The sequence below is a fragment of the Bacillus sp. z60-11 genome (genome assembly GCF_046464135.1).
GTDB classification, from domain to species: Bacteria; Bacillota; Bacilli; order Bacillales; family Bacillaceae; genus Bacillus; species Bacillus sonorensis_A.
Genome location: NZ_JBIYSN010000001.1, coordinates 825,687 through 838,730 on the forward strand (window position 1 = coordinate 825,687; position 13,044 = coordinate 838,730).

6 protein-coding genes are annotated in these 13,044 nt (G+C 47.8%); all 6 read left to right on the top strand.

What is annotated here, in order from left to right; translation table 11 throughout:
* The first annotated feature begins 48 nt into the window (after nucleotides 1–48).
* The 6 genes from ACINLD_RS04345 to nusA all read left to right on the top strand — a co-directional run bounded on the left by ACINLD_RS04345 (nucleotide 49) and on the right by nusA (nucleotide 13,036).
* A complete protein-coding gene (locus ACINLD_RS04345) occupies nucleotides 49–4,392 on the top strand; it encodes a PolC-type DNA polymerase III (RefSeq protein ID WP_142246123.1) in 4,344 nt (1,447 codons plus the stop codon).
* A gap of 740 nt (nucleotides 4,393–5,132) precedes the next feature.
* Nucleotides 5,133–7,022 (top strand): glycoside hydrolase family 9 protein, encoded by a 1,890-nt coding sequence (locus ACINLD_RS04350; protein ID WP_409444766.1) that lies wholly within the window; start codon nucleotides 5,133–5,135, stop codon nucleotides 7,020–7,022.
* A 28-nt stretch (nucleotides 7,023–7,050) separates the two neighbouring features.
* Nucleotides 7,051–9,165, top strand: a complete 2,115-nt coding sequence (locus tag ACINLD_RS04355; protein ID WP_409444688.1) for a glycoside hydrolase family 48 protein — start codon at nucleotides 7,051–7,053, stop codon at nucleotides 9,163–9,165.
* A gap of 97 nt (nucleotides 9,166–9,262) precedes the next feature.
* Nucleotides 9,263–10,945: a cellulase family glycosylhydrolase gene (locus ACINLD_RS04360; protein WP_409444687.1), complete on the top strand. Its 1,683-nt coding sequence runs from the start codon at nucleotides 9,263–9,265 to the stop codon at nucleotides 10,943–10,945.
* Nucleotides 10,946–11,409: 464 nt separating this feature from the next.
* Complete coding sequence (gene rimP, locus ACINLD_RS04365) at nucleotides 11,410–11,883, top strand: ribosome maturation factor RimP (protein ID WP_277692766.1); 474 nt, start codon at nucleotides 11,410–11,412, stop codon at nucleotides 11,881–11,883.
* 34 nt (nucleotides 11,884–11,917) lie between these two features.
* Nucleotides 11,918–13,036, top strand: coding sequence for a transcription termination factor NusA (gene nusA / locus ACINLD_RS04370; protein ID WP_026587005.1), 1,119 nt, complete (start codon nucleotides 11,918–11,920; stop codon nucleotides 13,034–13,036).
* The last annotated feature ends 8 nt before the right edge of the window (nucleotides 13,037–13,044 follow it).

The window sequence follows — 13,044 nt, forward strand, 5'->3', positions numbered from 1 at the left end:
TCTAAAGGAAGGTACCTCGGAAATCCCTCTCCGAGGTACCTTTAGGTTATGATTATTTTTAGGGAGGAATCTGTCTTGGAAGACCAGCTTTCTGTCAACAGAAGACAGTTTCAAATTCTTCTGCAGCAGCTGAATTTAACGGAAGATCCATTCATCCGCCATCTTGAAGGCGGACAAATCATGAAGCTGACCGTTCATAAAAATAAGAAGTCTTGGCATTTTCACTTTAAACTGAAAACGGTACTGCCTTATCAGATCTTCGAACGGTTTCACCGCCAGCTGACGACTGCTTTTTCCCATATCGCACAAGTGACCTGTTCAATTACAGCCGAAGACCAATCCATAGATGAACAGCTGGTCCAAGACTACTGGACGCGCTGCATCCAAGAATTGGACGGCATTTCACCGCCGATTTTAGCACTTTTGAATGAACAGAAGCCGTCGCTTACAGGAAATAAAATATTGCTAAAGACGAAAACAGATACGGAAGCGGCCGCTTTAAAGAAAAAATACGGCTCACTTATCCAATCCAGCTACCGGACGTTCGGCTTTCCGGAGCTTCAGCTTGATACCGAAATTTTCGTGTCAGATCAAGAGATTCAGAAATTCAGAGAGCAAAAGCTCGCTGAAGATCAGGAAAGAGCTCTTCAAGCTTTGATCGAAATGGAGAAGCAGGATAAAGAAGCCGCTGATGATGACGCGCCGCAAGGCCCTCTTCAAATCGGCTACCAAATCAAAGACTCCGAGGAAATCAGAACGCTCGACAGCATTATGGATGAAGAGCGGAGAATCACGGTGCAAGGCTATGTGTTTGATGCGGAAACGAGAGAGCTGAAAAGCGGCAGAACGCTTTGCATTTTCAAAATAACAGATTACACAAACAGCATCCTCGTGAAAATGTTTGCCCGCGAAAAAGAAGATGCCGTCCTGATGAAATCTTTGAAGAAAGGCATGTGGGTAAAAGCGAGGGGAAGCATCCAGAACGATACATTCGTCCGCGACTTGGTGATGATCGCCAATGATGTCAATGAAATCAAAGCGAAAACACGGGAAGATTCAGCACCTGAAGAAGAAAAGCGGGTCGAGCTTCACCTCCATTCACCGATGAGTCAGATGGATGCTGTATCAGGTATTGGCAAGCTTGTCGAACAGGCGAAAAAATGGGGGCATTCCGCCATCGCGCTCACAGACCATGCCGTTGTCCAGTCGTTTCCCGACGCTTACGCTGCAAGCAAAAAGCACGGTGTGAAAATGATTTACGGTCTTGAAGCCAACCTTGTCGATGACGGTGTGCCGATTGCCTACAATCCCGTCCACCGCCTTCTCGAAGAAGAAACATATGTCGTATTCGACGTTGAAACGACGGGGCTTTCGGCTGTCTATGATACGATCATCGAGCTGGCTGCCGTGAAAGTAAAAGGCGGGGAAATCATTGAACGTTTTGAACGGTTCGCGAATCCGCACCGCCCTTTATCAGCGACGATCATTGAGCTGACGGGAATTACCGACGATATGCTCAAAGATGCCCCTGACGTTGAAGAGGTCATCAGGGAATTTAAGGAATGGGCCGGGGATCACACATTAGTCGCCCACAATGCGAGCTTTGATATCGGGTTCATCAATGTCGCCTATAAGCGTCTGCTGCAAACGGATAAAGTGCAAAACCCCGTTATAGACACGCTTGAGCTGGGACGTTTTCTTTATCCGGAGTTCAAAAACCACAGACTGAATACGCTCTGTAAAAAGTTTGACATCGAACTCACACAGCACCACAGGGCGATATACGATACAGAAGCGACGGGCTATCTTCTTGTGAAAATGCTGAAAGACGCGGCTGAAAAAAATATTTTGTATCATGACCAGCTCAATGAAAACATGGGGCAGTCCAACGCTTACCAGCGCTCTAGACCGTATCATGCGACCCTTTTGGCGGTCAATGAGACAGGCCTGAAAAACCTTTTCAAGCTCGTGTCAATGTCGCATATCCATTATTTTTACAGAGTGCCGAGGATCCCCAGATCGCAGCTGGAAAAGTATAGAGAAGGCCTTTTAATCGGTTCGGCGTGCGACAAAGGCGAAGTGTTTGAAGGCATGATGCAAAAATCGCCGGAAGAAGTCGAAGAGATCGCCTCATTCTACGATTATCTGGAAGTGATGCCGCCGGAGGTTTACCGCCATCTCATCCAGCTCGAACTGGTCAGGGATGAAAAGGCGCTGAAAGAAATCATCACAAACATCACAAAGCTCGGCGAAAAACTGGATATCCCTGTTGTGGCGACGGGCAATGTCCATTACCTAAATCCCGAGGATAAGATCTACAGGAAGATCCTGGTTTCTTCACAGGGCGGCGCAAACCCGCTCAACAGACATAAGCTGCCGAATGTGCACTTCCGCTCGACAGATGAAATGCTTGATGCCTTTTCATTTCTGGGCGAGGAAAAAGCGAAAGAAATCGTTGTCGCCAACACCCGGAAGATCAGCGAGCAGATCGAAGAAATCAAACCGATCAAAGATGAGCTGTACACCCCGAAAATCGACGGGGCGGACGAAGAAATCCGCCGCATGAGCTATGAGAAAGCGAGAAGCATTTATGGGGACGACCTTCCCGAAATCGTCGAAGCGCGGATCGAAAAAGAACTGAAAAGCATTATCGGCCATGGCTTCGCCGTCATCTACCTCATTTCTCACAAACTCGTCAAACGCTCTCTGGACGATGGCTATCTCGTCGGTTCCAGGGGATCTGTCGGTTCTTCACTCGTTGCGACATTCACGGAGATTACCGAGGTCAATCCTCTGCCGCCGCACTATGTCTGCCCGGAGTGCCGTCATTCCGAGTTTTTCAACGACGGTTCCGTCGGCTCAGGTTTCGACCTTCCCGACAAAGACTGTCCGAAATGCGGTGCCGCTTATAAAAAAGACGGCCATGATATTCCGTTTGAAACGTTCCTCGGCTTTAAAGGGGACAAGGTTCCGGATATCGATTTGAACTTCTCCGGGGAATACCAGCCGCATGCACATAACTATACGAAAGTATTATTCGGGGAAGATAACGTATACCGTGCGGGAACGATCGGTACGGTAGCAGAAAAAACGGCATACGGGTATGTGAAAGGATATGCAAACGACAACAACTTGCATATGCGCGGCGCGGAAATCGACCGCCTTGTACAGGGCTGTACCGGTGTCAAGCGGACGACAGGTCAGCACCCTGGCGGAATTATCGTTGTTCCCGATTATATGGATATTTATGATTTTTCACCGATCCAGTTCCCGGCTGACGCCACGGACTCGGAGTGGAAGACGACGCACTTTGATTTCCACTCCATCCATGACAACCTGTTGAAGCTCGATATCCTCGGACACGATGATCCGACGGTGATCCGTATGCTTCAGGATTTAAGCGGAATTGATCCGAAGACGATTCCGACCGACGATCCCGAAGTGATGAAAATATTTCAGGGAACCGAATCTTTAGGCGTAACAGAAGAGCAGATCGGCTGTAAGACAGGAACGCTTGGAATTCCTGAGTTCGGTACGCGTTTTGTCAGACAGATGTTAGAAGATACCAAACCGACGACCTTTTCAGAGCTCGTGCAGATTTCCGGTCTTTCCCACGGTACCGATGTCTGGCTCGGCAACGCACAGGAACTGATCCACAACAATATTTGTGAGCTGAGTGAAGTCATCGGCTGCCGTGACGACATTATGGTGTATTTAATCTACCAGGGGCTTGAGCCGTCCCTTGCCTTTAAGATCATGGAATTCGTCCGGAAAGGAAAGGGATTGACACCTGAGTGGGAAGAGGAAATGAAAAATAACAATGTGCCGGACTGGTATATTGATTCCTGCAAAAAAATTAAATACATGTTCCCGAAAGCCCACGCCACGGCGTATGTTTTAATGGCTGTCCGGATCGCCTACTTTAAGGTCCATCATCCTTTGCTTTATTATGCAGCATACTTTACTGTGCGGGCCGATGATTTTGACATTGATACGATGATCAAAGGCTCAACAGCGATCAGAGCCGTCATGGATGACATCAACTCTAAAGGGCTTGACGCTTCTCCGAAAGAGAAGAGTTTATTAACCGTGCTCGAACTGGCGCTTGAAATGTGTGAGAGGGGCTTCTCCTTCCAAAAGGTTGATCTGTACCGCTCGAGCGCATCTGAGTTCATCATCGACGGAAACAGTTTGATTCCACCTTTTAACTCCATCCCGGGATTAGGCACAAACGCCGCCTTGAATATTGTCAAGGCAAGAGGGGAAGGAGAATTTCTGTCAAAAGAAGACTTGCAAAAAAGAGGAAAAGTATCAAAAACGATTATGGAATATTTGGAGCGCCATGGCTGTTTAGAGTCGCTTCCAGACCAAAATCAGCTTTCTTTATTTTAAGGCTCTGTTAATGCTAAATGTTGATTTTCAATAGAACAAATGGACTTCCGTATCATTGGAAGTCCATTTGTGTTTTGAGCTTCTTCAACTATCGTTTATACGACCTCCCTAACAAGGTGTTTTTCATTTTAAATCCCTCGTTAATTTTTAGCACAATGAATGTCCTAGCGGATGGAGAGATATAGCTCCCTTCACTCCATTAAGGACAGAAGGATACTACTGGTACGTCATTTCAAAGTGATGATAGCGGTCATTCATAGGGATCTGATTTCTTTGGTGGCGGTACGGCCTATTTTCGGCCAGTCTCTTTTTAGTGAAGATAAACTGGGTGACTGCCGCAATTGCATAACGGGCTGTCAGATCCATTGACAATAATTATACAGTGATGTTAATATTTTCAAAACGCTGCCGGATTGACGAATGGGGGCAACCAGTCCCCTCGACTTAGTTTATTTAGTAAACAAACGAAGTTAACTTTCCAAAAGATTGACCTTGTAAAATATGACTATCAATCTAGTAAACAGTGATTCTTTCCTCGGAAAATTTTAATTCACATTCGACGCTTACCGAAAGACACCGTATGTTTTCACTAAAAGGAGGTGAGTGTGATGTAAACAGCGGACTATTTCTGATCCAAAGGAAAATGAAAATGAGGAGGAAGGAGTCAGTTGCGACAGAAAGCTTCTTTAAAAATGAAAGCGTTTTCATGTGTTTTAATGCTGGGGTTTGGCATCATCTTCATGCCGGCTGCCGACAAGACGGGTATGACATATGCGACAGAGACTCGGCAAAATTATGCGGAATTGCTGCAAAAATCGATTCTTTTCTATGAGGCGCAGCGCTCTGGAAAGCTTCCGGAAAACAGTCGGCTCAATTGGAGGGGGGACTCAGCTCTCAAGGATGGAAAAGATGTCGGCCGCGATTTGACAGGAGGATGGTATGACGCCGGGGACCATGTGAAGTTCGGCCTGCCAATGGCTTATTCTGCAACAGTCCTGTCCTGGTCCGTCTATGAGTTTCGCGATGCCTATGAAGAGGCCGGACAGCTTGAAGCGGTATTAGACAACATTAAATGGGCGACGGACTACTTTATTAAAGCGCATACAGCACCTAACGAATTTTGGGGCCAGGTCGGCAATGGAGCCCTTGACCACGCCTGGTGGGGCCCGGCAGAAGCGATGCCGATGGAGCGCCCGGCCTATAAGATTGATGCGAGCTGCCCTGGTTCAGATCTGGCCGGCGGCACGGCAGCAGCTCTTGCTTCTGCATCGATCATCTTCAAGCCGACAGACCCTTCTTATTCCAATCAACTCTTAACCCATGCCAAGCAGCTCTATGATTTTGCCGACCGCTACCGCGGCAAATATTCAGACTGCATTACAGACGCCCGGCAATACTACAATTCCTGGAGCGGATATGAAGACGAACTGACATGGGGAGCCGTATGGCTTTATTTGGCGACTGATGACCCAACATATTTGGATAAAGCGCTTGTTTCGGTTTCTGACTGGGGAGAGCCCGCAAACTGGCCATACCGCTGGACGCTTTCCTGGGATGACGTCTCATACGGGGCACAGCTGTTATTGGCTCGTCTGACAAACGATTCGCGCTTTACCCAATCTGTCGAACGGAATCTAGATTACTGGTCGACAGGATACAGGAATGAGCGCATCACGTATACCCCGGGAGGACTCGCCTGGCTTGAGCAGTGGGGGGCGCTCCGATATGCTTCAAACGCCGCTTTTCTTGCATTTGTTTATTCCGATTGGGTAAAAGATGCGGAAAAAGCTAACCGATACCGGGATTTTGCCATTCGGCAAATCAAATATATGCTCGGTGACAACCCTCATAACCGCAGCTTTGTCGTCGGATACGGAGCCAATCCGCCAAAGCATCCGCATCACCGTACCGCCCACGGTTCATGGGCTGATCAAATGCATGTGCCTGACCATCATCGCCATACGCTTTACGGTGCATTGGTCGGCGGACCGGGAAGGGATGATTCGTACAAGGATGAAATCGATGACTATGTGTCAAACGAAGTAGCGATCGATTATAATGCTGCATTTACCGGCAATATCGCCAAAATGTTTCAGCTGTATGGAGCGGGACAATCGCCGCTGCCTCATTTTCCGGAAAAAGAAACCCCTGATGACGAATTTTTTGTAGAGGCCTCCATCAACAGTTCAGGAAACAATTATACAGAAATCCGGGCGCAGCTCAATAACCGGTCGGGATGGCCGGCAAGGAAAACCGATCAATTGTCTTTCCGTTACTATGTTGATCTGTCTGAGGCGGTGAAAGCCGGATATTCCGCGGAAGATATCAAGGTCACGATCGGGGGATACAACGAAGGTGCGTCTGTGTCTCAGCTCAAGCCTGATCAGAGCGGAAGTCATGTTTACTTTACGGAGGTCAGCTTCAGCGGGGTGATGATTTATCCGGGCGGTCAATCGGCCCATAAAAAAGAAGTTCAGTTCCGTATTTCGGCGCCTGGAGGGACTTCTTTCTGGAATCCGGAAAATGACCACTCATATCAAGGGTTGTCACACACGCTAGTGAAAACCCGATATATGCCTGTTTATGATGAAGGACGGCTTGTTTTCGGAAAAGAACCTGAAGGATTGTGATTCCTTGACTTCAAAAGGAGGACGTATCATGGACAATCAAACTCGTTTTATGCAACTGTATGAGCAAATCAAAAATCCGCAAAACCGTTATTTCTCACCTGAAGGCATTCCTTATCACTCCGTAGAAACGCTCATATGTGAAGCGCCTGACTACGGCCACATGACGACATCTGAAGCATACAGCTATTGGATCTGGCTTGAAGCGATGTATGGGCGCTATACGCAAGATTGGTCAAGACTTGAAGCCGCTTGGGATAACATGGAGAAATATATCATTCCGGTGAATGAAGGCGATGGAAAAGAAGAACAGCCGACGATGAGCTACTATAACCCCTCAAGCCCTGCCACATATGCCGCTGAACATGCCTACCCGGACCTTTACCCTTCACAGCTGACCGGACAATATCCTGCCGGAAACGATCCGCTTGACGGAGAGCTCAGATCCACTTATGGAAGCAATGAAACGTATTTAATGCACTGGCTGCTGGATGTTGATAACTGGTATGGCTTCGGAAACCTGTTGAATCCTGCGCATACCGCCGCATATGTCAACACGTACCAGCGCGGTGAACAGGAGTCGGTATGGGAAACGGTTCCGCATCCGTCTCAGGATGATCAGACATTCGGGAAACCGAATGAAGGCTTTATGAGCCTGTTTACAAAAGAAAATCAGGCGCCTGCACCGCAATGGCGCTATACGAATGCGACAGACGCCGATGCCCGCGCCATTCAGGCGATGTACTGGGCAAAAGAGTGGGGCTACAGCAATACAACGTATTTAAATAAAGCCAAGAAGATGGGGGATTTTCTCCGCTATGGCATGTATGATAAATACTTTCAAGAGATTGGAAGCGCCGCTGACGGATCGCCTTCCCGCGGTTCCGGAAAAAATGCCTGTCATTTTTTAATGGCTTGGTACACCGCTTGGGGCGGCGGATTAGGTCAGTATGCCAACTGGGCATGGCGGATCGGTGCGAGCCATATCCATCAAGGCTATCAAAATCCCGTTGCCTCTTACGCTTTATCCACATCTGAAGGGGGCCTGATTCCAAATTCCCCTTCAGCACGAAGCGATTGGGAAACCACACTGGAAAGGCAGCTTGAATTTTACACATGGCTGCTGTCTTCAGAAGGAGCAATTGCCGGAGGCGCCACAAACAGCTGGAACGGCGATTACAGCGCATATCCGCAAAATGTCAGCACATTTTACGGCATGGCTTATACGGAAGCGCCCGTCTATCATGATCCGCCTTCAAACAATTGGTTCGGCATGCAAGTCTGGCCGATGGAAAGGGTGGCGGAACTGTATGATATTTTTGCGCAGAAAGGTGAAACATCATCAGAACAGTTCAAAATGGCAAAGAAAGTCATTGAAAAATGGGTCGCTTATTCATTGGATTATGTGTTTGTGAACGAACGGCCGCTTTCGGATGAAGAAGGCTATTTTTTAAATGAAGCGGGAGAACGCGTACTCGGCGGTCAAAACCCGCAAATCGCCACACAATCGGATCCGGGGGAATTTTGGATTCCTTCGAACCTTGAATGGAGCGGTCAGCCTGATCCATGGCAAGGGTTTCATTCATTTACCGGAAATCCGAATTTGCATGTCACGACAAAGAACCCGTCACAAGATGTCGGCGTTCTCGGCAGCTATATCAAGACGCTTGTCTTTTTTGCCGCCGGAACAAAAGCGGAAACCGGCAGCTTCACAGCTCTTGGAAACCGGGCGAAAAACATGGCAAAAGAACTGCTTGATGCGGCATGGAACAAAAACGACGGAATTGGAATCGCTGCAGAAGAAGAACACGAAGACTATATCCGCTATTTTACGAAAGAAATCTACTTTCCAAACGGGTGGAGCGGCAGATACGGACAGGGCAACACCATTCCGGGCCCGAATACGGTGCCGTCCGATCCGGCAAAAGGCGGAAACGGCGTCTATATCAGTCATACCGATCTTCGCCCGAACATTAAAAACGATGTGATGTGGCCTTATTTGGAAAATAAATACCAAGACTCCTGGAACCCGAATACGGGCAAATGGGAAAACGGTCTGCCGACTTTTGTGTATCATCGCTTTTGGTCTCAAGTCGACATGGCGACAGCTTATGCCGAGTATGACCGTTTAATCGGCAATGCTTAAACATCCTGCTTGATTTTAAAGGCGGCCTTTCAGGCAAAACACCTGTACCCGGCCGCCTGTATATGTTGAATAATGAAATGAAAAGGAGATTACAAGATTGAAAGCAAAAGGCTTATGCGTCAAATCGATCATTCTGTTCTGCCTGCTCATTGGATCAGCATTTTCAGCTTCAATTCCGCGAGCTTTAGGAACAGAAGGACAGCCAAAGACAAAAGAGCAGAGCAGTGTCCGGCCGAAACAGCTTTTGGAAAAAATGAGCCCCGGATGGAACTTGGGCAATACGCTTGATGCGATCCCGACGGAGGGCTCCTGGAACAATCCGCCGGTCGAGGAGCACACATTTGATGATATTCGCGACGCGGGTTTTAAAAGCGTCCGCATTCCTGTAACTTGGGACTCGCACATCGGAAGCGCTCCCGGATATAAGATTGACTCCGGGTGGATGAATCGTGTCGAAAAAGTGACGGACTGGGCTTTGGAAAGAGACTTTTATGTGGTGTTGAATATTCACCATGATTCCTGGCTTTGGATTAACCGCATGGGAGAAAGCCAGCAGGAGACATTAGACAAATTGGGGAAAGTGTGGACGCAGATTGCCGAGCGCTTCAAGAACAAAAACGAACGCCTGCTGTTTGAAATCGTCAATGAACCGACGGGGATGGACGCTGATCAATTGAACCTGCTGAACAGGGAAATGCTCAGCAAAATCCGCATGACCGGCGGGCATAATGATCATCGGCTTGTGATCATCGGCGGGCTTGAAGATAACAAGGATGAATTGCTCAATTCATTCGAACTGCCTGATGACGACCGGATCGTCCTCACCTATCACTACTATTCGCCATGGGACTATGTGTCAAATTGGTGGGGGCGGACGACCTGGGGATCGGCACAGGAGATCGCAGAGATGGAGCGGGACATCAGGCCCGTTTATGACAAATTTGTCAGCAAAGGGTACCCGGTCATCATTGGTGAATACGGTACTTTGGGCGCCAATGAGAAACATTCAAAGTGGCTGTACCATGATACACTTGTCCGTCTCGCCCGCAAATACGATATGATTCCGATGTGGTGGGATAACGGGAACGACCAGTTTGACCGGTTCGCAAGGCAGTGGCGTGATCCGGTCGTAAAGGATATTGTCGTTCAGGCTGGAAAGGGCGTCTCCAATGCGATCATCAAACCGGCAGATCTTTTTCTAAAAAAGGGAGAGACTATCACCGATCAAACGGTGGACATTCAGCTGGCCGGCAATACGCTGACCGGAATCTACCGGCAAACTGAAGAGCTTCAAGAAGGATACGACTATACGGTTGATGATGACGGAAAAACGGTCGTGATCAATGCATCCTGGCTGAAAAAGCTGATCTCAGAATCAGGACAGCCGGGGATGAAAGCACAGCTCACTTTTGCGTTTCATAAAGGCTCAGATCAGGTCTTGGATGTCATTGTTTATGATCAGCCAAAACTTGAAAAAAACGAATTTACCGTCAGCAAGTCGGCCATCACCGGCGATCTCAAAATCCCCGCGTCATTAAACGGAACGAAGCTGGCTACTGTGAAAGGAACCGTCGATTCCACCGGCAGACCCGTCCTGGAAGAAGTCTGGTCATGGACACCGTACATGAACCATGACGAAGATTTTTATGAAAAAGACGGGGATCTGTATTTGCGGGAGCGTGTTTTACACTATTTGAAAAGCGATTCCACCTTCACATTTGAAATGTGGCCAAAAGGTGTCGATGTGGATGTGAAGGTGAAGGTGAAATTTACAGAGTGAAGCAAAAAACGGCGTAACATTTCCCGAACGCCGCTGATTACATCCTTTTTTGCTGCGGGGAGAATACGGATGTAGAATCAGTCAATGCGAAAATGATGGCTGCAGAACATGTCTTGACCTGATCTAATAAGAGGGCAATGACAGAGGCAGCCAGTTTCCAAACTGCCTCCGTCATTTCCGAGCATGCCAAAACGAATCAATGAAAAATCGGCCGCGCTCCATCAAAACCGCGCAGGCACTAGTCTAAACTGAACACTGTCATGATTTGCAATAAAAATATGGTTATGGTATAGTTTTATTGGAAATGCTAACGATAGCCGAGGCGAAGAGTGGGGAAACCCGCTCTTTTGTATTGAACAGGCAATTTTGTCTCGACATGTTCATCGTCTTTTCTGATCCCTGCTCATGAAGCAGGGTTTTTACGAGAGAGCTGATGAATTGGAGCCTGCACAAGGAGGAAAAGAATGAGTAACAAAGTGATCGATATCGCCAGCGAAATGGTCCAGCCTATATTAGACAATCTTCAGCTTGAACTCGTTGACATCGAATTTGTCAAGGAAGGTCAAAACTGGTTCCTTCGCGTGTTTATTGATTCTGATGACGGCGTTGACATCGAAGAGTGTGCCAAGGTTAGCGAAGCTCTTAGCGAAAAGCTTGACGAGGCTGATCCTATCAAGCAAAATTACTTCCTCGAAGTATCATCTCCCGGAGCTGAACGGCCCTTGAAGAAAGAAGCCGATTTCATGAAAGCGCTCGGAAAAAACGTATATATTAAAACGTACGAACCTATTGAAGGAAATAAAGAGTTTGAAGGCAAGCTTACTGCATTTGACGGTGAAATCGCGGAAATTACAGTCACAATCAAAACGCGGCAAAAAAGAATCAACATTCCATATGAAAAGATAGCCAAAGCAAGGCTGGCTGTTTCGTTCAATTAATTATTTTTGACTGTTTAAGGGGGAAACCATAAACATGAGTAGTGAGTTGTTAGATGCCCTGACCGTTCTTGAAAAAGAAAAGGGAATCAGTAAGGACATTATTATTGAAGCTATTGAGGCTGCGCTCATTTCCGCTTATAAGCGGAACTTTAACCAGGCGCAGAACGTCAGGGTAGATTTGAATCGCGACACCGGTTCAATCCGCGTTTTCGCCCGCAAAGACGTCGTGGATGAAGTCTATGATCCGCGGCTGGAAATCTCGATTGAAGACGCGAGGAACATCAACCCGAACTATATTGTCGGAGATGTCGTGGAAATTGAAGTGACGCCGAAAGATTTCGGCCGCATCGCTGCCCAGACGGCGAAGCAGGTTGTCACTCAGCGCGTCCGTGAAGCGGAGCGCGGCGTCATCTATTCTGAATTCATCGACCGCGAAGAAGATATCATGACAGGTATCGTCCAGCGAATCGACAACAAGTTTATCTATGTTTCTTTAGGGAAAATCGAGGCGCTTCTGCCGGTTTCAGAACAGATGCCGAACGAAGTCTACAAGCCTCATGATCGGATCAAAGTGTTCATTACAAAAGTCGAAAAAACGACGAAGGGTCCGCAGATTTACGTTTCAAGAACTCATCCAGGCTTATTAAAAAGGCTCTTTGAAATCGAGGTCCCTGAAATTTACGATGGAACGGTCGAGCTTAAATCTGTGGCGAGGGAAGCGGGGGACCGCTCCAAAATTTCCGTCCGGACGGATGATCCGGATATCGATCCGGTCGGTGCCTGCGTCGGTCCGAAGGGGCAGCGCGTTCAGGCGATCGTCAATGAACTGAAGGGCGAGAAAATCGACATTGTCCACTGGTCAAACGATCCGGTTGAATTTGTCGCCAATGCATTGAGCCCTTCTAAAGTGCTTGATGTCATCGTCAATGAAGAAGATAAGGCAACAACCGTGGTCGTTCCAGACTACCAGCTGTCGCTTGCCATCGGCAAAAGAGGGCAAAACGCCCGCCTGGCGGCAAAATTGACAAGCTGGAAAATCGACATTAAAAGCGAAACAGATGCAAGAGAGCTTGGCATTTATCCAAGAGAGCTTGAGGAAGAGGAGCCTGAAGAGCTTTTCTTGGAAAGCGAAACTCCGGAATCGGATGAATAAGAGGTGAC

What these genes read in the sequence shown, in the direction of transcription:
- nusA (WP_026587005.1), top strand. Translation starts at nt 11,918, where the DNA reads ATGAGTAGTGAGTTGTTAGATGCCCTGACCGTTCTTGAAAAAGAAAAG.
- ACINLD_RS04345 (WP_142246123.1), top strand. Translation starts at nt 49, where the DNA reads ATGATTATTTTTAGGGAGGAATCTGTCTTGGAAGACCAGCTTTCTGTC.
- rimP (WP_277692766.1), top strand. Translation starts at nt 11,410, where the DNA reads ATGAGTAACAAAGTGATCGATATCGCCAGCGAAATGGTCCAGCCTATA.
- ACINLD_RS04355 (WP_409444688.1), top strand. Translation starts at nt 7,051, where the DNA reads ATGGACAATCAAACTCGTTTTATGCAACTGTATGAGCAAATCAAAAAT.
- ACINLD_RS04350 (WP_409444766.1), top strand. Translation starts at nt 5,133, where the DNA reads ATGCCGGCTGCCGACAAGACGGGTATGACATATGCGACAGAGACTCGG.